The organism is Pedobacter heparinus (assembly GCF_032678725.1).
Classification (GTDB): domain Bacteria; phylum Bacteroidota; class Bacteroidia; order Sphingobacteriales; family Sphingobacteriaceae; genus Pedobacter; species Pedobacter heparinus_A.
The window spans coordinates 1-20,292 of record NZ_JAVTSC010000017.1; the positions used below are offsets into that span (position 1 = coordinate 1).

25 protein-coding genes are annotated in these 20,292 nt (G+C 41.0%); 22 read left to right on the plus strand and 3 right to left on the minus strand.

Annotation, left to right across the window (positions count from 1 at the left end):
- The first annotated feature begins 118 nt into the window (after positions 1-118).
- Positions 119-883: a DUF4145 domain-containing protein gene (locus R2Q85_RS21405; RefSeq protein WP_316813843.1), complete on the plus strand. Its 765-nt coding sequence runs from the start codon at positions 119-121 to the stop codon at positions 881-883.
- 34 nt (positions 884-917) lie between these two features.
- Here the strand turns inward: R2Q85_RS21405 and R2Q85_RS21410 are convergent, their stop codons facing one another.
- Positions 918-1,301, minus strand: a complete 384-nt coding sequence (locus R2Q85_RS21410) for an XRE family transcriptional regulator (protein ID WP_316813844.1) — start codon at positions 1,299-1,301, stop codon at positions 918-920.
- Between the two features lie 77 nt (positions 1,302-1,378).
- On the opposite strand from R2Q85_RS21410, the gene R2Q85_RS21415 reads away from it, so the two are divergent.
- From R2Q85_RS21415 to R2Q85_RS21485, 15 genes are all read left to right on the plus strand, one after another.
- The gene (locus R2Q85_RS21415; protein ID WP_316813845.1) at positions 1,379-1,921 is read left to right on the plus strand and encodes a DUF6934 family protein; all 543 of its coding nucleotides are present in this window, start codon (positions 1,379-1,381) and stop codon (positions 1,919-1,921) included.
- A gap of 16 nt (positions 1,922-1,937) precedes the next feature.
- Positions 1,938-2,096 carry a hypothetical protein gene (locus R2Q85_RS21420; protein ID WP_316813846.1) on the plus strand — a complete coding sequence of 53 codons (159 nt, stop codon included), beginning with the start codon at positions 1,938-1,940 and terminating at the stop codon, positions 2,094-2,096.
- 306 nt (positions 2,097-2,402) lie between these two features.
- Positions 2,403-4,427, plus strand: coding sequence for an alpha-L-arabinofuranosidase C-terminal domain-containing protein (locus R2Q85_RS21425; RefSeq protein WP_316813847.1), 2,025 nt, complete (start codon positions 2,403-2,405; stop codon positions 4,425-4,427).
- A gap of 15 nt (positions 4,428-4,442) precedes the next feature.
- On the plus strand, positions 4,443-4,778 hold the full coding sequence (locus tag R2Q85_RS21430) for a hypothetical protein (RefSeq protein ID WP_316813848.1): 336 nt from the start codon (positions 4,443-4,445) through the stop codon (positions 4,776-4,778).
- An 11-nt stretch (positions 4,779-4,789) separates the two neighbouring features.
- Positions 4,790-5,107 (plus strand): helix-turn-helix transcriptional regulator, encoded by a 318-nt coding sequence (locus tag R2Q85_RS21435; RefSeq protein ID WP_316813849.1) that lies wholly within the window; start codon positions 4,790-4,792, stop codon positions 5,105-5,107.
- A gap of 10 nt (positions 5,108-5,117) precedes the next feature.
- A complete protein-coding gene (locus tag R2Q85_RS21440; protein WP_316813850.1) occupies positions 5,118-5,306 on the plus strand; it encodes a hypothetical protein in 189 nt (62 codons plus the stop codon).
- A complete protein-coding gene (locus R2Q85_RS21445; RefSeq protein WP_316813851.1) occupies positions 5,306-5,668 on the plus strand; it encodes a hypothetical protein in 363 nt (120 codons plus the stop codon). Before R2Q85_RS21440 ends, R2Q85_RS21445 begins: the two co-directional genes overlap by 1 nt.
- A gap of 102 nt (positions 5,669-5,770) precedes the next feature.
- The gene (locus R2Q85_RS21450; RefSeq protein ID WP_316813852.1) at positions 5,771-6,064 is read left to right on the plus strand and encodes a hypothetical protein; all 294 of its coding nucleotides are present in this window, start codon (positions 5,771-5,773) and stop codon (positions 6,062-6,064) included.
- A gap of 253 nt (positions 6,065-6,317) precedes the next feature.
- Positions 6,318-6,866, plus strand: coding sequence for an ORF6N domain-containing protein (locus R2Q85_RS21455; RefSeq protein WP_316813853.1), 549 nt, complete (start codon positions 6,318-6,320; stop codon positions 6,864-6,866).
- Positions 6,867-7,405: 539 nt separating this feature from the next.
- Positions 7,406-8,665, plus strand: a complete 1,260-nt coding sequence (locus tag R2Q85_RS21460) for an aminotransferase class I/II-fold pyridoxal phosphate-dependent enzyme (RefSeq protein WP_316813854.1) — start codon at positions 7,406-7,408, stop codon at positions 8,663-8,665.
- Positions 8,666-8,680: 15 nt separating this feature from the next.
- The gene (locus R2Q85_RS21465) at positions 8,681-9,364 is read left to right on the plus strand and encodes a TetR/AcrR family transcriptional regulator (protein WP_316813855.1); all 684 of its coding nucleotides are present in this window, start codon (positions 8,681-8,683) and stop codon (positions 9,362-9,364) included.
- A gap of 6 nt (positions 9,365-9,370) precedes the next feature.
- Positions 9,371-10,003, plus strand: coding sequence for a Crp/Fnr family transcriptional regulator (locus tag R2Q85_RS21470; RefSeq protein ID WP_316813856.1), 633 nt, complete (start codon positions 9,371-9,373; stop codon positions 10,001-10,003).
- A gap of 101 nt (positions 10,004-10,104) precedes the next feature.
- Positions 10,105-10,575, plus strand: a complete 471-nt coding sequence (locus R2Q85_RS21475) for a MauE/DoxX family redox-associated membrane protein (protein WP_316813857.1) — start codon at positions 10,105-10,107, stop codon at positions 10,573-10,575.
- A 190-nt stretch (positions 10,576-10,765) separates the two neighbouring features.
- Positions 10,766-11,044: a hypothetical protein gene (locus R2Q85_RS21480; protein ID WP_316813858.1), complete on the plus strand. Its 279-nt coding sequence runs from the start codon at positions 10,766-10,768 to the stop codon at positions 11,042-11,044.
- Between the two features lie 95 nt (positions 11,045-11,139).
- The gene (locus R2Q85_RS21485) at positions 11,140-11,409 is read left to right on the plus strand and encodes a hypothetical protein (protein WP_316813859.1); all 270 of its coding nucleotides are present in this window, start codon (positions 11,140-11,142) and stop codon (positions 11,407-11,409) included.
- Positions 11,410-11,437: 28 nt separating this feature from the next.
- Here R2Q85_RS21485 and R2Q85_RS21490 read toward each other — a convergent pair whose 3' ends face one another.
- Together R2Q85_RS21490 and R2Q85_RS21495 are read right to left on the minus strand one after the other, a co-directional pair.
- On the minus strand, positions 11,438-11,803 hold the full coding sequence (locus R2Q85_RS21490) for a helix-turn-helix domain-containing protein (RefSeq protein WP_316813860.1): 366 nt from the start codon (positions 11,801-11,803) through the stop codon (positions 11,438-11,440).
- 21 nt (positions 11,804-11,824) lie between these two features.
- Positions 11,825-12,121: a type II toxin-antitoxin system HigB family toxin gene (locus R2Q85_RS21495; protein WP_316813861.1), complete on the minus strand. Its 297-nt coding sequence runs from the start codon at positions 12,119-12,121 to the stop codon at positions 11,825-11,827.
- 347 nt (positions 12,122-12,468) lie between these two features.
- Here R2Q85_RS21495 and R2Q85_RS21500 point away from each other — a divergent pair, with 347 nt between their 5' ends.
- From R2Q85_RS21500 to R2Q85_RS21525, 6 genes are all read left to right on the plus strand, one after another.
- Positions 12,469-13,110, plus strand: coding sequence for a DUF6266 family protein (locus R2Q85_RS21500; protein ID WP_316813862.1), 642 nt, complete (start codon positions 12,469-12,471; stop codon positions 13,108-13,110).
- A gap of 103 nt (positions 13,111-13,213) precedes the next feature.
- On the plus strand, positions 13,214-13,588 hold the full coding sequence (locus R2Q85_RS21505) for a hypothetical protein (RefSeq protein ID WP_316813863.1): 375 nt from the start codon (positions 13,214-13,216) through the stop codon (positions 13,586-13,588).
- On the plus strand, positions 13,552-14,067 hold the full coding sequence (locus tag R2Q85_RS21510) for a peptidoglycan-binding protein (protein WP_316813864.1): 516 nt from the start codon (positions 13,552-13,554) through the stop codon (positions 14,065-14,067). Before R2Q85_RS21505 ends, R2Q85_RS21510 begins: the two co-directional genes overlap by 37 nt.
- 258 nt (positions 14,068-14,325) lie before the next feature.
- Positions 14,326-15,186, plus strand: coding sequence for an ROK family protein (locus R2Q85_RS21515; protein ID WP_316813865.1), 861 nt, complete (start codon positions 14,326-14,328; stop codon positions 15,184-15,186).
- Between the two features lie 55 nt (positions 15,187-15,241).
- The gene (locus tag R2Q85_RS21520) at positions 15,242-17,824 is read left to right on the plus strand and encodes a galactose oxidase (protein ID WP_316813866.1); all 2,583 of its coding nucleotides are present in this window, start codon (positions 15,242-15,244) and stop codon (positions 17,822-17,824) included.
- Between the two features lie 240 nt (positions 17,825-18,064).
- Entirely contained in the window at positions 18,065-20,290 is a 2,226-nt protein-coding gene (locus tag R2Q85_RS21525) for a PVC-type heme-binding CxxCH protein (RefSeq protein WP_316813867.1), read from the plus strand.
- The last annotated feature ends 2 nt before the right edge of the window (positions 20,291-20,292 follow it).

Genomic DNA, 20,292 nt, shown 5'->3' on the forward strand with positions numbered 1-20,292 from the left:
GCTAACGTAGGAAACGCAACACGAAATACTGCTTTTATGAAAAAATGGATAGATACAGCGGATTCTAAAAATATAAAGATAACTACAAATGGGAAAAATAAATTAAGGTTTTGGAATAATGAATAGCGAAACACTCGAAATCTTTGTTGCTAAGGTTCCTAACTTTGCCAGTTTGTCTTCGGCTGTTAAAATGGATTTCTTTGTTTATTATCTAACAGTTGTTAAAGACGTGTCTGGCACCACAAATGCAGCAATTAAAGATTGCTTTTCTCAACTCAGATACGATCCTTATTCGAACATACCTGCATACCTGAAGAAACATGCAATTAAATCAAAGGGTGTTAAAAGAAAATTTATACTAAATAAGTCTGAGTACCATTTAGAACGCCAGTACCAAGACGAACTAGAAAAGCAGATAGGCATTCTTCCTTCTTCGCCTGCCACAAATGATTATTTTCCGCTTGCCATTTTTGACCAGACACGCGGTCATCTGGTTAAGATAGCCACACAGGCTTGTAAATGCTATGATAATGCTTTATATGATGCTTGTGCTGTAATGACTAGAAAACTGCTGGAGGTGCTGGTCATCGAGACCTTTGAACGTTATAAAATAGAGATGAAGATAAAAGATGGGAGAGGAAATTTCTTCTATTTAAGTGATCTGATAGATAAATTGCTTTCAGAAGACACCTGGACGATTGGACGAAATGCAAGGTCTGCAATTCCATCACTTAAAAAAATGGGAGATCAGAGTGCCCATAATAGACGCTATTTTATACAAAAAGCAGATATAGAAAAAATAAAAGACGATTTACGCATCGTACTTGATGAGCTGGTTCACCTGATTGATTACCCCACTTGGAATAAAGAGTTTTCGGCATGATTCTGAAGAGGTTACGGAGATAGTATCTCAGATATTAAATGTTGGTCTTCAGTTCGTATTCCTTAACCAAGGCTTCTGCCGGGATATGCAATAGTTTACTAAATTTTCGGATCATTGTCAAAGAAAGAGATTGCTTATAGTTTAATACCTTACTTATAGTCCCTTTATCACCATAAGCTACAGCCAAATCGGCTGATTTATAGCCAAAGTCTTCCATTTGGATTTTGATCATTTCTACCGGGCCAACTTCAGGAAGTTCACTTTTCTTATGCTCATATTCAGAAATCAGATGTGCCAAAAGAAGTTTTTCCTTATGCTTAGGTGTCCCTTTGGATACCCGCTTTATTTCTTCATATTGTACAATCGCACGATTGTACTCTTGCTCGGTTCCAATTAAAAACCAGTTGAGGATATTCATTTTGTCTATTTTTTAATTGCAAATCTACGTTTATTCGTGTGTGTTGATTAAATTTACTGAAAAGTAATTTATATTCTATGGCGACACCTAATTATTTAATAAGGGAAGAAAATTTATCAGATGATGGAGTTGAATACCTTTTTGTTAGTAAAGGTATAAGAGATGTGGTTAAAGCGGTACAATTTGATTATGTTATGAACTTTAGCGAAAGAAAAGTTTATAACCTGGGTTTTGGTGATTATGATATTTTCAGTGGAAAAATTAATGACAGCATTAATACGGTTAATGGGGATGTATATGCTGTGTTTAATACGGTGTTGAGCACAATTCCTAAATTTTTTGACAAATTTTCTGATGCAGTTATATTGGTGCAAGGCAGTGATAGCTCGGCAGAGTTTGTTGAAAGCTGTAGGGGTTCTTGTGTAAAGAAATGTAGAGCAACATGTAAAAAACAACACAGAAGAATTAATGTATATAGATATTATGTGAACAGAAATTTTAACGAACTTAGTATGACATATAAATTTTTTGGAAGCATAAGAGATGTCAATGATGAAGTAACTATAGACGATTATGCTCCTCACGTTCAGTATGATTCTGTATGGGTTATTAAAAAATAATTTTTAAATTTGTGATATGAAAAACAAGAAAAGCAGTAAAGATAATCTTGTAAAGGTCCCTGAATCAGCATTGCTGTCATTAGTAGCGTATCGGTTGAAGGGACAGGTTCTTTTCCCTGAACAGATTAAACGGGCTAAAGACTTAATTAAAAATATTAAAACTAGTGTACTTTAATTATAATATATTATAGTGTTATTGTATAGTAATAAAATCCCTGGATCATTGATTCAGGGATTTTTGTTTTTAGATCTGTTATTACTGTTATGCCTCGCATTGGTTTAACATGGGAAATAATGTCCTGTCTGTTTTTCATGATATATTTTCTATGCAATCAATGATGTTTAGGTAAGATTGTATCATGTTAATTCCATATTGGTTTATTTGAATTTGCCTGGGTTGCAGAAATTCGTGTTGTTGATCATTGGTGCTCTTTTAATTAAGCGTATGATTAACGTTTATTAAACTAACCTTATTATAAACATGAAACGACTATTGCTGATTTTATCATTAGCCCTTCCCTTATTTGTTACTGCTCAGAATTATATTGTTGACCTGAATACGGTTAAAGCCAAGATACAACCTACCATGTGGGGTTTGTTTTTTGAAGACATTAACCGTGGTGCCGATGGTGGTATGTATGCCGAGCTGGTGAAAAACCGGAGCTTTGATTTTCCTGATGCATTTATGGGCTGGAAAACGGTGCCCTCCAGGCAAAGTTATGGCCGGAATGAGGTGTTTCAGATCATTAACAATGCTGCTGTGAACCCGAATAATCCGAAATACCTGCAGGTTACGGCGGAAAGGCCGGAGAATGTATTGTTACAGAATGAGGGATTTGGCGGGGTAACGGTGAAGAAGGGGCTGGAGTATAAGGTTAGCTTGTTGGTTAGATTGCATGTTGAGGGCTTGAAGGTGAAGGTTGAAATTGTTAATAGTAAGGGTAGTGTTGTGGGGAGTGAGATCCTTCGCGGTGCTCTGGATGACAAAAACGGTGCTCGAGATGACGGGCGCGTTAGCGAGCGAACTAGTATCGGGCGCGTTAGCAGCGAGGGGGCTAGACACGGGTGGAAAATATTGGAAAGCACGATTACTCCATCTGATACTACCGTTAACGGCAAGTTGGTGCTGCGGTTTGAGGGTACAGGCAAGCTGGATATCGACCGGATCAGCCTGATGCCTACGGATACCTGGAAGGGTGCCGCAAAAAATATGCGGGCAGATCTGGTGCAGAAGCTGGCGGATATTAAGCCTGGCTTTATGCGTTTTCCGGGAGGTTGTATTGTAGAGGGTGATGATCTGACCACCCGTTATCAATGGAAAAAGACCATCGGGCCTTTGGAAGAGCGGAAACTGATTTCCAACCAATGGAAAGACGGTGGTGCATCGGGCAGGGCCATGCCGGATTATTATCAGAGCTATGGCCTGGGTTTTATGGAATACTTTCAGCTGTGTGCTGATATGAAGTGTGAGCCCATGCCGATTCTGAACTGCGGGTTGAGCTGTCAGTTTGGGGCCGGTGAAGTGGTGGCTGCTGATCAGATGGATGAATATGTGCAGGATGCACTGGACCTGATTGAGTTTGCAAACGGCCCTGCAGCTACCGGTTGGGGAAAGAAACGTGCGGAACTTGGACATCCTGAGCCTTTTAATATGAAATTACTGGGTATTGGTAACGAGAATTGGGGCCCGCAATATGTGGAGCGGCTGGAACTGTTTACTAAAGCGATTAAATCGCGTTATCCTTCTATTCAACTGATCACCAGCACTGGATACACGCCTAATCCACAGTTTAAGTATATGGATTCGGTATTGCGGAAAATGAAAGTAGACATTATTGATGAGCATTACTACCAAACCCCGAACTGGTTTTTGATGAATGCGGGTAAGTATGACAATTACGACCGGAAAGGGCCAAAGATCTTTATTGGAGAGTATGCCTGTCATAGCATCCGGATAGGAAATTCGGGCAATAAAAATACGATGCTATGCGCTTTGGCAGAGGCCGCCTGGATGACGGGTTTGGAACGGAACGCTGATATCGTAACGATGGCGGCCTATGCGCCACTGTTTGCCCATGTTAAGGACTGGCAATGGACACCGAACCTGATCTGGTTTGACAATAAATCATCATATGCTACCCCAAGTTATTATGTGCAGCAAATGTATGCTATGAATAAGGGAACAGATGTAGTGCCGATGACTTTGAACGGGGAAAGTATTGCCGGACAAGATAGTGTTTGGGCCAGTGCGGTTGTGGATAAGGTAAAAAGGGAATTGATTGTAAAGCTGGTGAACCCATCGGGCACGGCAAAGGTTAAAAGTATAGCGGGCTTAAAGGGTGGTAAGGCGAGCCTTACTGTATTGAAAGGTAAACCTGATGAAGTGAACAGCATAGAGATGCCGGAGCTGGTAAAACCTGTTACGGCTGCGGTAACGCTTAAAGGAAAGGAACTGAAGGTTGACCTGGCGCCGCATTCGTTTACGGTAGTAAGGTTGAAAATTTAAAAATATTAGCGGCTCTTGGTTTCATCAATAAGTTTAGTTAATAAATGGGGGAAGGTTGTGGAGACTCCTTCCCTTATTAAAGAAATTAGAAATGAATTTATGCTAACCGATGAAGAATTTGAGCGGCTTTATCAGCAAAATCTCAAAGACATTGAGTGGAAAGATAAGTTGATTGCGGAACTGGGACAGAAAGAGCAACGATTAAGGCAAGAGATTATGGAAAAGGAATTGGAGCTGCTGGAATGGGTTTTAAAATCAGAAGCAATGGACAAGTATTATAATGGTGAAAAACCAGTGGTTAAAAAAATTGTGAAGACTAGATGGAAATGGCTGAATTGGATGAGGGATTAACAACTCAAAATATGTACGATATCACTATCAGCCAAAAAATAAGAGCCCTGCGCAAAAAACGGCACTGGAGCCAGAAACATATGGCAGAGCTGCTGGGTATTTCTGTACCGGCATACAGTAAAATTGAATGTGCATTTACAGAGGTATCGGTAAGCAGGTTAAAGTTACTGGCAGGAATATTTGAAGTAAAGGCAAGCTGGTTGCTGGATGAAGAGGAGGCGGTAGTAAATCAGGAGAATGAAGTGTTAAAGGAAAAACTAAATGCGTGTACTGCTAAAGTTATGGTGCTGCAGCGGAAATTATTGGAGCGTTTCGAGCAAAAAATATAAAAACAAACCTATGAAAGAAACAAAATTTATCCCCTATGACGAGGAGCCAGTATTGGATACCAATACCCTCATGGCCGCGTTGGGCATTAGTAGAAAAGAAGCCAATACCATCCTCTGGGACTTATTCGAAAAGGAATACATTGATTTAATTCCCGTGCTGGATGAAGAAAAGCTAAACCTGTTGAAGCCCAGAGATTAATGAAAGCAGACAATCCGGAAGATATGACCTTGCTATACCGAAGGCTTTGGGATGTGGTACACTTTGAAGAACTGTTCCCAGTTCCTGCACACCATCATATCGATGAGTTTCTGCTTAGTCTGATCATCGAACTGCACAGGCTGTGCCTGGAAGAAGACAGGGGACTGGCAACGGTTAAATACTACCATAATAAGACGCAATTGCTGCAGCTGCAGGGAAGAACACTGGAATTACTGGCTGATGCCAATAAGAAGCAACGCCAACGGATTAAAAAAATAGATGCGGGCTTAACAGAACTACTGGATTTATTGGAGCTGGTAAAAACAGAGCGTATTGATACGCTTTTTTTTAATGTCAATTGAACCAATATTTTGATAAATGAGCAAGGAAAATGAGATCCTGAAATAAATTCAGGATGACGATGCAATAAAATTATGTGATAAAATAACCTTATTTAAATTAACATGATCTCTACTAACCTGTTACTGGCCCATTTCTGGGCTAACTCCAATAAAATTGCTACGCCTACCGGCGTTGAACTGGACCTGATTGATGATGAAACCATCAGCTTATCTGTTACGCTAAGAAACCAGGAAGAATATCCGGAACGGTACCAGCTAAAAGCCAGGTTTGGCTTAGCACAGTTTATCGATACGCTGGAACTGGAACAGTTGGAAGACCTTGATGAAATCAGTATAGAAACGATGTTTACCCTGATGGTGATTGGCAGTGCCGGTTACAAACTGTTTAGGGTGTAAGATAAAGATATAACAGATTAAATGCGGGGATGGCCCGGCGTAAAGCGTTCTTTGAAAAGATGGATTTAGTACAGGGCTTTGCCCCACGCGCCGTCATCCTGAGTTCATCTCAGGATCTCCGCCTATGCATACACATCCTGCAGTGTCAATATTTTGGAAGAAACGCCAGTATTTTGTGATTATAAAGATATTTAATTAATTATTGGTTTAATTAAGTCGTAATTGTTTATATTTGGCTACTAACTTAGTTATTATGACAGAAAAACAAATTGGGCTTCCCGACGAAGTGGTTTTGAGTAAAATATATATGATCAGAGATCAAAAGGTAATGTTGGATAAAGATCTATCAGAACTTTATGATGTTGAAGTAAAACGTTTGAATGAACAGGTCAATAGAAACATTGATCGGTTTCCGGATGATTTTATGTTTCAGCTAAACGAATCTGAGTGGTCGGTCTTGAAGTCGCAATTTGCGACTTCAAGTTGGGGAGGAACTAGAAAGTTGCCTTTTGCCTTTACTGAACACGGGGTTTTAATGCTTTCCAGTGTTTTGAATAGCAAGCAAGCTATTCAGGTTAATATTCACATAATGCGAATTTTTACAAAAGTAAGGCAGATGCTTTTTGATAACACGGATTTAAGGTTAGAAATAGAGAAGATAAAACAAAAGCTAAACAACCAGGGTAAGAATATGGAGATTGTTTTTCAGTATCTCGACGAACTGCAGCAGAAAACGGACAAGCTAGATCGCAAAATTGACTCTGGTAAAAAAAATATGGGGTTTCAAATCGGTAATAAATGATTTTATAGAATACAAAAATAACTTGATCCTGGTACTGAGCGCATGAAGAAATAAACACAGCAGGCTGCTATAATACTTATTATCGAATACCATTTGTGAGCCGCTGATAAGCGGCTTTTTCCGTTTCTTATGCCCCAGCATTGCTGGCGGCAAACCGGTACTAAATCCATTAAACATTTTCTGGCGATTAGGTGGAACAGGAAGAATTTTTCTTCTCCTGTTCCATGTTTCGCAAAAAATTACTGTACAAAAAACTATAAAACTGAACTAACCATTAATAATCATAAAAAACTAATAAAAACATCACCATGAAATAATTCTACATCAGCTCCTGTTTTCTGAACTGCCTGCAATTTTATGCCCCTGTAACTGCTGAAAAACGGCAAGGGAAATGCACTAAAATTGGAGGCTTTGCTGTGCCTTTTATTTCGGATTAACTATTTGATAATGAACAAAATAAATAAAAATATAATCCCTTAACGCAAAGCTGAACGTGTAAATCCGGTTTAATTTCGCTGCATCAAAAACAACGAGAAATTATGAAAGAAAACCAGAACCACGAAAATGCAAGCTTTAAAGATTACGAAAACCCGAAGGACAAAAACATTTACCAGAAGGCGGAACTGTTTGGGCAGTACATTGCCAACTGGCAAAGCCGCGGACACTGGAACTACCGGCAGGTTTGTTTAAGTGGCAGCACCGCAGAGGTAATACTGGAAGGGGAACCGGATAAGATATACGTGGCTACGGTATATAATGACTACCTGGGGTTGAGCCAGCACCCCGCCGTAAAAGCGGCTGCCATTGCCGGCATAGAAAAATACGGCGTGGGTGTTACGGCCAGCCCGGCCATTGGCGGGCAGATGGATTTTCATGTGGAAATAGAACAGAAGATTGCAGGATTTTTTAAGCGTGAAGCGGCCATGCTGTTTACCACCGGTTATACCGCCAATACGGCCACCATGCAGGCCTTGTTTAAAAAAGAAGACCTGGCCATTGCAGATGCAGGGGTGCATGCCAGCATGATAGAAGGGGTTAAATACACCACTAATGTGAAAACCTTTTTGCACAACAACATGGAACACCTGGAAAGGATACTGAAAGGGAACCAGGGCAAATACCGGAGCATGGTGGTGGTGATAGATGGGGTGTACAGCCAGCCTGCGGATCTGGCCCCGCTTGCGGACATTGTGTATTTGTGCAAAAAGTACGGTGCCTTTCTGGCTATGGACGATGCGCACGGGGTTGGGGTAATCGGTGAGACGGGCAGGGGCGTGATCGAACTGCATGATGCTTATCAGGATGTAGACATCATTACCGGCACCTTTAGCAAAACTTTTGGGCACCTGGGCGGCTACGTGGTAGCCGATCCGGAGCTGATTGAATACCTGAAGTACCAGGCTGCGCAGCATATCTTTTCTGTTGCACCCACACCGGCATCGCGCTGTGTGCTGAAAAGCATAGACCTGATAGATGAGGAACCCTGGCGTAAGGTTAAGCTCTGGGAAAACATCAATTACCTGAAAAAAGGACTGCATGATTTGCGGCTGAATACAGAGCACAGCGCCAGTGCGATAGTGCCGGTGATCATCGGCAGGCCGGGCTTAAATGCGGAGGTATGCAAGTTGCTGCTGGAAGCGGGTGTGTATGCCAACCAGATTGGCTACCCGGCAGTAAACCTGAAAAGTGCGCGGATCAGGATGAGCATTACGGCTGCCCATACCATAGACCATATGGACAGGATACTGGAGGCCTGGGAATGGGTTAAAGTGAAAATGAACATTAAAAACTTTGAATAAGTATACATTTTGAATATGACAAAACGAAAGGAATACAAAGAAAGAGATGCGGATGAGGCGATTAGAAAATTGCTGGAGGCTACTGGTAAAATTGTAAGGGAAGAAGGCTTTGAAGCCATTACTTCTACTAAGGTGGCCCGGATGATTGGCATGGACCCGGGTGTGGTAAACAAGCGCTTTGGCAATTTAAACGGCTTGAAAGAGGCTTACATCAAAACCAAAGACTATTGGGTGTTTTGCTTTGAACAATATATGCTGCCTGAGGGTGCAAGGGATGAGGAGATTTTGGAAATGTTTACCGGAATGATGCTGAGCAGCTATGATTTTTTTGCTGCCGACGGGGAAATGCAGAGCATCATCTGGAGCCAGACCGGAGTTGGGAACAATCCGCTGCTGCGCAGGTTATCGGAAGAAAGGGAAGCTGGCGGCGCGCCTTTGCTGGCTTTAACCGACCGGCATTTTGCAGATGGCCCTGTAGATTTCAGGTTTGTGGCCTGCGCCATAGTTGGTGCCAGCTATTATCCGGTATGGCATGCCCGCAACAATAAAAGTACGGTTGCAGGTATAGACATTAACCTGGAGCAGCACTATAAAGGTTACCGGAATATCCTGGCGTATCTGATGGAGCTGGCCTGGAATGATGCAGGCCGTAGTTATACGGAAAAGCCCTTTTATGGAAAATATTTACCGTTAACGTGATCAGGTATGTTAAACAACAAAAACGCTTTTGCAAGGCTGATGGCCTTGCTGTGCAGCATTGACCCGGCGGTGCCCTTGCCGGATGAACTGGAAGATTATTTATGGCAGCACATGATTGTGGAAGCGTTTTGTAGCAAAAGCAGGGTGCTGGAAAATGAAGGGGCCGTACCGGCAAAGGCTTACTATGTGGTAAGAGGCTTTGTAATGGTGTACGGCTTTGACATTAAGCTGGACAGGTATGTGATGCGGATTTATCGCGAGAACACGATTGTAGCATTGAACTGCTTTATGAAACAAACGGTTTCTGTTTTTACGATAGTGGCTTGTAAGGATACGCTGGTTTGGAGCATCAGCGATGCGAGGATGAAGGAGATTTACGAGGACATGCCAGGTATGGAAACGATGGCTTTATCTACTGCTTTGAAATATAGTGATGGAAAGGAGGCTGCGCGGGCAAAATTGCTGGCTATGGAGGTAGAGGAAAGGGTATTTCATTTTTATAACCGGTACATCGGTTTGCTGCCACCCAGGAAAAGCCCGATAAAGGATAAATGCGTTGCTTGTTTTTTAAATGTGAGTGTAGGCGTGTTGAGAAGGGTTAGAGAGAAATTAAAAACTCAAGGCCTGTTAAATTTCTAGGTTTTGTACTCAGGATGAGTACATCCGTGCAGCGAATCCTCTCTAATTTTACCATCGCTAAAGGAAGCAGAAATTTTTACAGGAAATAAAGAATGATCAATATGAATAGGAAAAGACTTAAGCCCATAATTATAGGAACCTGTACGGTTTTATTGGGGATGCTGTTTATGTATACGGCAGTAAGCAAAGTACTGGAATATGAAAAGTTTATTTTCCAGATGCGGCTTTCGCCGCTGGTGCTGATGCAGACTTTGGCGCCGGTGCTGGCGGTGCTGGTGCCCTTGGTGGAATTTGTGATTGTGGGCTGTTTGTTGTTGCCCGGGGGTTATAAAATTGGGTTTAAGGCGGCGTTTGTGTTGCTGGGTGTGTTTGAAGTGTACATAGGGGGCATGATGTTGTCGGGTTTGAAGCTGGGTTGTACCTGTGGGGGTGTGGTGAGTTTGCTTTCCTGGAAAGGGCACCTGTATTTTAACGCTGGGTTTATGGGAGTGGCATGGTTGGGGATGAGGGGGTTGGGTAATAAGTGGCCGTTGCGGGCCCGGGCATGCCCCTTCCCGTCATCTCGACGATAGGAGAGATCTCTTGGTTATGCATAGTTCAAGAGGTCTCTCGTCGCTGCGCTTGCCTCGAGATGACGGGGCGGGGCATGCACAATGACATTGGGCGGGGCATGCACAACAATGACGGGCGCTTTATTTAATGTGATATTCCAGATCTGAATATATAAACAACAAATTTTATTAATCATTTAAAAACAAAATCATGAAGAGAAACTTCAAAACAAGTATGATGGTGGCTGCGCTGACAGTAGCTACCCTGGGCGCTTTTGCCACAACGATTGCAAACATGCCAGCTGCCAATGATGAGGAATATACCTGGCACCGGACTGGTGGTGAAGCCCCACCAGAAGAAACCAATCCTTTTGTAGGCAGTAAAACTGACGCCGAGAATTACTATGGCTGCAGCGGCACAGTAAACGAGTGTGCTGTAGGTACACCGACCAACCTGAGCTTGCCGCCAGAGGTGATTTACCAGCAGTAAGCTGAATGTTAGGTAAGCCCCGAGTTTTGGCGGGGTTTATCGGTAGCCTTCCTTTTTTGGGAGGCTACTTTTTGTTTAATGTTACCTCTTATATTATGATAGCCGACGAATTGCGCTCTTGCATGCAAATGCTGCTGTTGCAGCAACAGGAATTGTTAACCTTAATGAAAGCAATAGATACAAAGCTGGCCTTGCCTGATCCGCTGCCGCAGGAAGAGGTATGGCTAACCAAGGCTGCGGTTATGGATCTGTTGTGCATTACCAGGAGCACTTTTTTTAGAAGAAGGCAGGAATGTAATTGGATTAAGAAGCGGATTGGCCGGAGCTGGTATTATCTGAAATCGTCGGTTTTTGATGAGGATTGAGTGGCTGGGGCAAATACTTTAAATGAATTTAAGCATGCTGAAGCAAGAAATCAGCATCGACATGGAGTTCATTATACACTGACTTTAGAAATTCAACATCAGGTTTTTGCTTACCGTTTAATATCAGCGAAAGTTTAGCATTGCTGATATGCAGTTTTTCGGCCAGATCTTTTTGCTTCAGCTTAAGCTCATACATTTTCATTTCAATCATACCAGCTAGCGTTGTAGGTGCTTCAATCACATATTTATTTTGCTCATATTGCTGCGCTGCCAATGCAAGTTCACGTATTTCTGCTAATTCTTTAGGAGTTACGTTTTTGCTTCCTTTAGCCATCAGACTATTTATTTTAGCCATCACGTTATTGTAATCAGCGTCCTTATTTATCTTATCCATAATTTTTATTATTCTAGAAGATTATGCCATTGAACAATCCTTAAGTTTATCATATTCAGCGTGTGACCCCACAAATCTTATATAAACAGTTCTCACATCGAAAAAGATTAAACAAATCAACCTGTATGAATTGCCTTTAACATTAAAAACATATCTGTCGTTTCCGATGGAATCAACCGATCCAAACATATCTTTCAATTCATGGAAATTAGACCAGTCAGCCTGTGAGGCTAATCTGTACCAATTGTTTAAAGCATCTTTGGATTGCGCATGCTTAATAATAAAAGCTCTTAAAGAACTATAACTAATAACTACCACAATTATTCTTTTATAAAGGTAAAACAAAAAACATAATTTCTAAAATTAATTTAGAAATTCTAAATTAAATTTGATATGTTGTTCCTGATCCGTTGAGTGACATCTATTGTGAACTTAGACAAGTCTGATATAAAAGACCACAAAATATCAGGAATTATTTTTTGAATGGTCTCTATCCGTTCCAAAATTTAATGGAACAGTCTCAATCCGTTCCATAATGATTTGATGGCTAGGATGACGATTAAAGGCTCTTTATGTTTGTTCTGAGCATCGGGCTAAATGTCTTGCCGGCCGGGAGATCATGCAGCTTTTAGGGATGCTTTTTATGAACCATAAAATTTAAGAAAATGGGATTTTTAACATGCGGTATCGACTATGATATGATTGGCAGAGTAGGCAATCACGTAGGCCGCAAAGTAAAAGGAAGAAATGTGCTGTCTATGCGGCCATCCAAATCAAACAAACCACCAACGCAGCTGCAACTGGACCAACGCGACAAGATGCGAGTAGTAGTGCAATGGCTTAGGCGCCTTAATGGTGTAATCAATGAAGGTTTTAAGGATTATGATGCAGCCATGTCTCAGATGAACGCAGCAGTATCACTAAACCTTAAAGAGGCGGTAACCGCTGTTGCACCTTTCGACATCGATTACCCAAAGGTAGCATTAAGTAAAGGTAAACTGGATACGCCCCCACAGGACCCGGCAATTGATACGGTTACTGCGGCCAAACTTGATTATTCATGGCTAATGAATACCGGAGCAACCAATGCCAAAGGAACGGATAAAGTAAACTTTGTGGTGTACAACAAAGTGAAAGACAAATTCGTGATTTTGCGTGCTGGGGCGGTCAGGTCTGCTTTGGCTTACAGCCTGCAGCTGCCTGCCAACTTTTCGGGCGACCATGTACAGTGCTACATCAGTTTTGTATCTGCCGATGGCAAACTGGTTAGTGACAGTTACTTTGTTGGCGATCATATTGTCGTTTAAGCTTATGGGGCTGTTTTACAGCAGCCCCTTTTTAAATATCGTCACCTCGAACCGCAGGGAGAGGACATGACGACGGATTCAGTTAATAATAAAATAGGAAATTATGAAAAATTTAAGTTTAAGAATACCGGCCTGGATGCCGGTTGTGAAAAATACGGAGCCTTACCTGGTTGCATTGATCATGCTGCTGTTGTGGTTTACGGCGCCGAAATTAATGATGTTAGGTGACGGTACAATGGGGCAGATTGACCAGAGCATTTGGCTACTGGTATTGCTGGCATTAATTAGCTTTCTGATCGTTACCGGTTTGTGCTGGTGGTTGCTGCAGCGCTTTTGGACAGTTATTGGTTTGCCTGGTTTGGGCATGATGGTTTTACAGTTTAATTCGCTTCAGTTATGGCAGCAGTTAGGATTTTATTTTGCATCATTTGGTTTGTTGCTATGGGCAGCAGTCGGATGCCTGAGCGCGATTTGTTAGCGCTTAATATAGCACGCGCAGAGGTAGGTGTACGCGAAGCTACCGGGCTTAACGATGGTAAGCGTGTTGAAGAATATCTGGCGGCTGTTGGCTTACCCAAAGGCCATCCGTATTGCGCAGCTTTTGTTTCCTGGGCTTTCAAAAAGGCCGGATACGATCAACCCAGAACGGCCTGGTCTCCGGTATTATTTCCGAATGAAAGAGTGGTTGGATATAGTTCAGGAGATCCCTCGTCGCTTCGCTTCGCTCGGCATGACGGGCAAGGTTTAGTGTTTGGCATCTATTTTCCAGCCTTAAAAAGAATAGCGCATTGTGGTTTCGTTTCGCAGGTAAAAGGCGATTGGATAGGCACGATCGAAGCAAATACCAGTTTGCCCGGAAACAGGGAAGGAGATGGTGTTTATACAAGGACCAGACATTTTAGAACCATTCGCTGTTATGCGGACTGGACAAGGAAAGGAGGTGTAAAGAACAGATAGCCATGACGAAGACCAATAAAGTAAAAACAGCTGAAAAAGTACAGGAGAAAACCAATATCACAACTAAACAAAGTAACCCCCTGGTGTTTTGGATTTTCGTTATCTCAGGACTCACATTCATGGCCTGTTATATTTTATTTAGAAAGTACTGAATATTTCTACTTCATCTTCAGCTAAACTAGCTGTTAATGTTTTTTTAAACATTTATTAATCCTGTGGAGTAAGTTTGGACTTCAAATAACCAAATAGAAAACAAAAATGGAACAACTTGTCCTAAGTGCTGATATCGGTGGCTCTCACATTACTGCAGCGCTTATCGATCTGAACAAAAAGGAAGAATTAAAGGATACCTGGTCAAGAACAAAACTCAATTCGGCAGGTGCGGCAATTGATATTATAAAAGCATGGGCTGAAACGCTGGAAAACTCCTGCAGAGGTTATGATATCACATCATTAAAAATCAACATTGCGATGCCTGGGCCGATGAACTATAAAAAGGGAATCAGCAAAATAAAGGGGCAGGGGAAATACGAACTCCTTTATGGTTTGAATATTAAGGAAATGCTGGCCCGTCGTTTAGGTGTCCAACCCTCTGCAATACATTTTATAAATGATGCGGCATGTTTTTTAAAAGGAGAAGTTTTTAGTGGCAGTTTGACTGGATATGACCACGCTATTGGTTTAACATTAGGTACCGGATTGGGAACCTCCTATCTGGTAAATGGTAAGGCTGTAGATTCCGGTTTATGGTGTATGCCATTCTTAAAAGGGATTGCAGAAGATTACATCTCTACAAGGTGGTTTGTTGCCAGGTTTTTCGAATTGAGTGGAATAGCCATAAAAGATGTAAAGGATCTGGTAGACAACCATAGGCAATCTCCTTATTTTAAAGAGGTATTTTCAGAGTTCAGTTTAAATCTTGCCAGTTTTATTCATAAATTCATTCGTAAAAAAATGCCACTGGCAGTGGTGTTGGGGGGTAATATAACCAATGCTGAAGCTTATTTTATTGAAGATACGAGAAGACACCTGGCATTGATTATGGGCTATAGTTTTCCTGTTAAAAAATCTATTCTTGGCGAAAAAGCTGCTTTATTAGGTGCCGGCTCGGGATGTTAATTTTACATAAATATGTTAATCTAAGCATATATGTATTATATTCGTAATCCTGATTATGAAAACCAATCTGCTAGCTGTTCTCTCCTTTTTTTTGATTTTTTGCTGTAATAAAAGCCTCGCGCAGTCATACGGCCTGGGGTTTTATAGCCATGAAGTTGTTCAGGACCAGCGTACAGGCTTAGATTTAAGTCCCGGAAAAACATTTTGCTTTAACTCAAGTTTTGAAGTCAGTTTTGATTTGAGTTTTATGCCTGCCAGGGCTGATTACTTTGGTTATATTGTCCGGTTTGTAGATAACAATAATGAAAATATTGATCTGATCTACGACAAGGACCCGAAAGAAAAAAATCATTTTAAATTAATTATCGGGGATAAATTCTCTAAGATTGCTTTTAACATTCCGGCAAATGTTTTATTTAGCTCCTGGAATGCCATTAAGTTTAAGTTTGATTATAAGCAGCAAATATTGCATTTATCTTATGCGAATTTTTCTTCTAAAACCAGCCTGAAACTTAAGAAAGGAGATTGTTTTAAAATTCTTTTCGGGGCAAATGAATATCTGGGGTTTAAAACCACGGATGTACCGCCAATGAAAATCAGAGCGGTAAATGTTGCTGAAGGCGGGGAGATCAAACATGTGTGGCCATTGGATGAGTACGATGGGGCTCTTGCCACTGAACAGATTGACCATAAGGATGCGGCTGTAGTTAATCCTTTATGGATAAAAAAACTGCACCACGAATGGCAGTTGCTTCAAAAGGTATCTTTAAAGGGAGCAGCGAGTATCGCTTTTGATGCAAAAAAAGAAGTCTTGAATATTGTAGGAATAGATTCCTTATTCAGGTATGACATTAAATCCGGAACCTTAACTGCTGTTGGCTATTTATCAGGAAATCAAAATCTGTTACGTGGTAATCAGTCTTTATTTGACGATAAGAACGGGCGTTTACTAAACTTTTACATTGACCAGAAAGCGGTGAGTATATTTGATACGGTAAATAAAAAATGGAACCGTAATTTTAGCCTTAACACGCCAATTACTGATTTTTGGCAATACAACAAATTTTATTCGGCGACAGATTCGTCCTTATACTTTGTTGGTGGTTATGGCCATTTTTTTTATAAGAATCAAATTCAGCGGTATCATTTTCCATCTGAAACCTGGCAGACAGTTCCGGTATCAGGAGATCGGTTTACCCCCAGGTATCTGGCTGCGCTTGGGCATACACAAGGAGGTGCATATATTTTCGGGGGCTATGGCAGTTCTACAGGACAGCAAATGTTAAATCCAAGAAATTTATATGATTTGCTCTATTTTGATGTCAAAAAACAGTCTGTAAAAAAGATCTATGAACTAAAAATCAGCGGTGAACATTTTGTATTTGCAAATTCTTTAATTATAAATGATAAATCTGATACGTATTATGCTTTAACATTTGCTAAACATAAGTATAAGTCACAACTGCAGTTGATACAAGGATCATTACGTAATCCGGAATATAAGCTTAGTGGCAGCCCAATACCTTATCTTTTTCATGATATCAATTCTTTTGCCGATCTTTTTTATTGCGAAGAAAGCAAAAGATTTATTGCTGTTACTTTGTTCAGAGATGAAAGTGATCATACAAATATCCAAATTTATTCGCTGTACAGCCCGCCGATTGATGCTGATCCAAGGCTGGCGACCGCGGCGAAAAAAAATGGGTATGTTCTTGTTTCGATCCTGCTCTTTGCATTAGTTGGAGGAATTTTAATTTATGTCTGGAAAAGGAGACGTCGCGAAGTGACAAGAGGTGCTGAAGCGGTGGCTGTTGCTAATGTCTCATTAGCAACTGTTCCTGTTGACATCAGTGCTGGGCATAATAAAAATGTGGTGCAAGGTGTTGCGCCGGTGAAAGCAATGACAGAAGGTGCTAAGTCCAGTATTTTTCTGTTTGGCGATATGCAGGTATTTGATAAAGAGGGACAGGAGATCACCAGGCAGTTTACGCCGCTGATCAAAGAACTTTTTTTGGTTATCCTATTGTATACCGTAAGGTGGGAACGCGGGATTAGTTCTGAAAAATTAAAAGAACTGCTTTGGTTTGATAAGTCAGAAGAAAGTGCGCGAAACAACAGGTCTGTTAACATCGCTAAACTAAAAAGTATACTGGAAAGATTAGACCATTGTATGGTTTCAAAAGAAACAGGGTACTGGAAGATCAATTGTGATTTTGATGCTGTTTTTATTGACTATCAGCAATATTATGCGATTATAAAAGATAAGAAAAAGCTGAATAAAGATAAGATCTCAGAATTAGCAAAAATAATTAAACGCGGGTCTTTTCTGCCAAACACCAGCTATGAATGGATGGACCAGTTTAAAGCGGAGATTTCTAATGAAATTATTGATACCTACCTTCATTTTGCACATTCAATTTCCATTGCAGATGACCCGGAACTACTGATCGAACTGGCGAATTATATCTTTTATTTTGATTCCATAAATGAAGAGGCGATGGTGATCAAGTGTAAAGCGCTGGCACATCTGGGTAAACATTCTCAATCTAAAAATACTTACGAAAACTTCTGTAAAGAGTACAAGCTTTTGTACGGTGATGATTTCGAAAAAAGTTTTAATGATATCTTGTCAGCATAGATTTTCCTGCTGATAATAAACTGAGCCCCAGTTCCCATTTTCTTATATAAAAAAATGAATAATTCCTGATAATGGTCAAAAAAGGCCTTTTATTAATGATTTATTATGTATTAATTAATCGCAGGCCTGTAATCTTGGTGATAATTTAACACTAACCAAATTGAACAATCGGGTATGAATAATCCAGCCATATCTTTCTGAACCAGCAGATTTTTTAACTGCGTAAAACGATTAATAAAAATGAGACGAAATAAAAAAATTGTATTAGGTATCCTGAGTTTGTCGCTGCTTATTTATACCTGTAAAGTATCTCAGCGCATGGTAAAGCGCGATGCCAATGGAAATATTGTAGTGAACACCAATCCTTCTCCTGTATACTTATCTCCACAGGAAAGCCTGAAAACGATATTTCTGCCAAAAGGATACCATTTGGAATTGGTGGCGAGTGAACCCATGATCCATGAGCCCGTGGCCATTACCTGGGACGGAAATGGCAGGATGTATGTAGCCGAGATGAACACCTATATGCAGGACGCAGAAGGAGCAGGTGAAATGAAGCCTGTATGTACCGTTAAACGACTGGAAGATACCAATGCTGATGGGAAAATGGATAAATCTGTAATTTTTATAGATAATTTACTTTTACCCCGAATGGTCCTTGCCCTCGATGACAGGATTTTAGTAAATGAAACCAATTCTAACAATATTTACAGTTACCGCGATACGAATGGTGATGGCAAAGCTGATGAGAAGAAACTGGTTTTTAAAAATGATGAGGTCAGTACCAGTAATCTGGAACATCAGAAAAGTGGTTTAATCTGGAACCTGGATAATAAAATTTATGTAACTGTTGAAAATAAACGGTATATATATGAAGATGGAATGCTTAAGGCCGAATATCTACATGAAGGACCGGGTGGACAATGGGGCTTAACCAGCGATAACTATGGAAGATTGTATTTTTCTGCTGCAGGATCGGAAACCCCTGCCCTTAACTTTCAGCAAAATCCCTCGTATGGTCGGTTTGATTTTAAAGATCAGTACGATAAAGACTTTCAAGCTGTATGGCCAATCATTTCTACTCCGGATGTTCAGGGTGGTTTAAATAGATTACGACCAGACAGCACACTGAATCATTTCACTGCATGTACAGGCCAATCGATATTTAGGGGTACTGCATTACCTGCAGATGCACAAGGTGATCTTTTTATATGTGAACCTGTAGGCCGATTGATCAGACGCGCCAAAGTGACCAATACCGACGGAAAAATAACTTTAAAGAACGCTTATGACAAAGAAGAATTCATTGCATCTACTGATATGAATTTCAGACCGGTAAATAGTGTTACTGGTCCTGATGGATGTTTATACATCGTAGATATGTACCGTGGAATTATTCAGGAAGGAAACTGGACAAAAAAAGGAAGTTATCTGCGCAAACAGATTGATGAGAAGAAGTTTGATAAAAATATTGGGCGTGGGCGGATTTATCGTGTGGTATACGATGGCATAAAGCCTGATAAAAATGCACCAAAGCTGTTAGATCTGACCAGTGGTAAGCTAGTGCCATATTTAGCACATGCCAATGGCTGGTGGAGAGACAATGCACAGAAATTAATTGTGCTGCGGGGTGATAAATCTGTTGTGCCGGCGTTAAAGGCTATGGCCTTGAATAAGACTGAAGGACAGCTGGGGCGTATTCACGCTTTGTGGACCCTTAACGGGCTTAAAGCGTTGGATCAGGAAACGCTTAAGGCAGCGTTGAATGATAAGGATGCAGAAGTTCGCAAAACAGCAGTCTGGATCAGTGATGACCTGATTAAAAGAGGGGATGAACACTTAGTTAATACTTTGGATTTTCTTAAAGACGACAGGAGTGCAGATGTTCGTTTTCAGCTGGCACTGACACTAAGATTTAGCAAGTCGGAAAAAGCACAGGGGATCATCAAATACATGTTGCTGAAGTATCCTGACAATCAGTTATTGGCTGAATCACAAAAAAGTTTTCAGAGCAATAACGACAAACGTACTTTGGCCGCAAAGAATGCTGCTACGCTTGCTGATGAAGATAAGAAACTGGTTCTGAAGGGGGCAACCATCTTTAAACAGCTTTGCGCAATTTGCCATGGCGCCGATGGCAAAGGGGTAACTATTGGTGGTAAAGATATGCCGGCGCCTCCGCTTTCCGGGGTAAAAGATGTGAACGGAGATCCTGTAAAACTAATAAAAATTCTGCTCCATGGTTTAACCGGTCCTGTTGATGGTAAAACTTATCCTGACGCAATGCCTGCACTGGGCAGCAACGATGACGAGTACATTGCTGCTGTACTGAGTTATATCAGAAATGATTTGGGCAACAAAGCTCCTGTAATAAAACCTGCCGATGTGAAAAAGGTTAGAGACCAGCACAAGGGAAGAGATAAGAACTGGACCATTGACGAACTGAAAAGCACCGCTGCAAAGTAAAA

Bases quoted from the DNA above. Each gene is read 5' to 3' on its own strand.
- R2Q85_RS21475 (WP_316813857.1), top strand. From the start codon at position 10,105: ATGAATAGGAAAAGACTTAAGCCCATAATTATAGGAACCTGTACGGTT.
- R2Q85_RS21500 (WP_316813862.1), top strand. From the start codon at position 12,469: ATGGGATTTTTAACATGCGGTATCGACTATGATATGATTGGCAGAGTA.
- R2Q85_RS21470 (WP_316813856.1), top strand. From the start codon at position 9,371: ATGTTAAACAACAAAAACGCTTTTGCAAGGCTGATGGCCTTGCTGTGC.
- R2Q85_RS21460 (WP_316813854.1), top strand. From the start codon at position 7,406: ATGAAAGAAAACCAGAACCACGAAAATGCAAGCTTTAAAGATTACGAA.
- R2Q85_RS21515 (WP_316813865.1), top strand. From the start codon at position 14,326: ATGGAACAACTTGTCCTAAGTGCTGATATCGGTGGCTCTCACATTACT.
- R2Q85_RS21465 (WP_316813855.1), top strand. From the start codon at position 8,681: ATGACAAAACGAAAGGAATACAAAGAAAGAGATGCGGATGAGGCGATT.
- R2Q85_RS21510 (WP_316813864.1), top strand. From the start codon at position 13,552: ATGGGCAGCAGTCGGATGCCTGAGCGCGATTTGTTAGCGCTTAATATA.
- R2Q85_RS21420 (WP_316813846.1), top strand. From the start codon at position 1,938: ATGAAAAACAAGAAAAGCAGTAAAGATAATCTTGTAAAGGTCCCTGAA.
- R2Q85_RS21480 (WP_316813858.1), top strand. From the start codon at position 10,766: ATGAAGAGAAACTTCAAAACAAGTATGATGGTGGCTGCGCTGACAGTA.
- R2Q85_RS21445 (WP_316813851.1), top strand. From the start codon at position 5,306: ATGAAAGCAGACAATCCGGAAGATATGACCTTGCTATACCGAAGGCTT.
- R2Q85_RS21450 (WP_316813852.1), top strand. From the start codon at position 5,771: ATGATCTCTACTAACCTGTTACTGGCCCATTTCTGGGCTAACTCCAAT.
- R2Q85_RS21415 (WP_316813845.1), top strand. From the start codon at position 1,379: ATGGCGACACCTAATTATTTAATAAGGGAAGAAAATTTATCAGATGAT.
- R2Q85_RS21440 (WP_316813850.1), top strand. From the start codon at position 5,118: ATGAAAGAAACAAAATTTATCCCCTATGACGAGGAGCCAGTATTGGAT.
- R2Q85_RS21435 (WP_316813849.1), top strand. From the start codon at position 4,790: ATGTACGATATCACTATCAGCCAAAAAATAAGAGCCCTGCGCAAAAAA.
- R2Q85_RS21455 (WP_316813853.1), top strand. From the start codon at position 6,318: ATGACAGAAAAACAAATTGGGCTTCCCGACGAAGTGGTTTTGAGTAAA.
- R2Q85_RS21425 (WP_316813847.1), top strand. From the start codon at position 2,403: ATGAAACGACTATTGCTGATTTTATCATTAGCCCTTCCCTTATTTGTT.
- R2Q85_RS21485 (WP_316813859.1), top strand. From the start codon at position 11,140: ATGATAGCCGACGAATTGCGCTCTTGCATGCAAATGCTGCTGTTGCAG.
- R2Q85_RS21505 (WP_316813863.1), top strand. From the start codon at position 13,214: ATGAAAAATTTAAGTTTAAGAATACCGGCCTGGATGCCGGTTGTGAAA.
- R2Q85_RS21410 (WP_316813844.1), bottom strand. From the start codon at position 1,301: ATGAATATCCTCAACTGGTTTTTAATTGGAACCGAGCAAGAGTACAAT.
- R2Q85_RS21520 (WP_316813866.1), top strand. From the start codon at position 15,242: ATGAAAACCAATCTGCTAGCTGTTCTCTCCTTTTTTTTGATTTTTTGC.
- R2Q85_RS21405 (WP_316813843.1), top strand. From the start codon at position 119: ATGAATAGCGAAACACTCGAAATCTTTGTTGCTAAGGTTCCTAACTTT.
- R2Q85_RS21525 (WP_316813867.1), top strand. From the start codon at position 18,065: ATGAGACGAAATAAAAAAATTGTATTAGGTATCCTGAGTTTGTCGCTG.
- R2Q85_RS21490 (WP_316813860.1), bottom strand. From the start codon at position 11,803: ATGGATAAGATAAATAAGGACGCTGATTACAATAACGTGATGGCTAAA.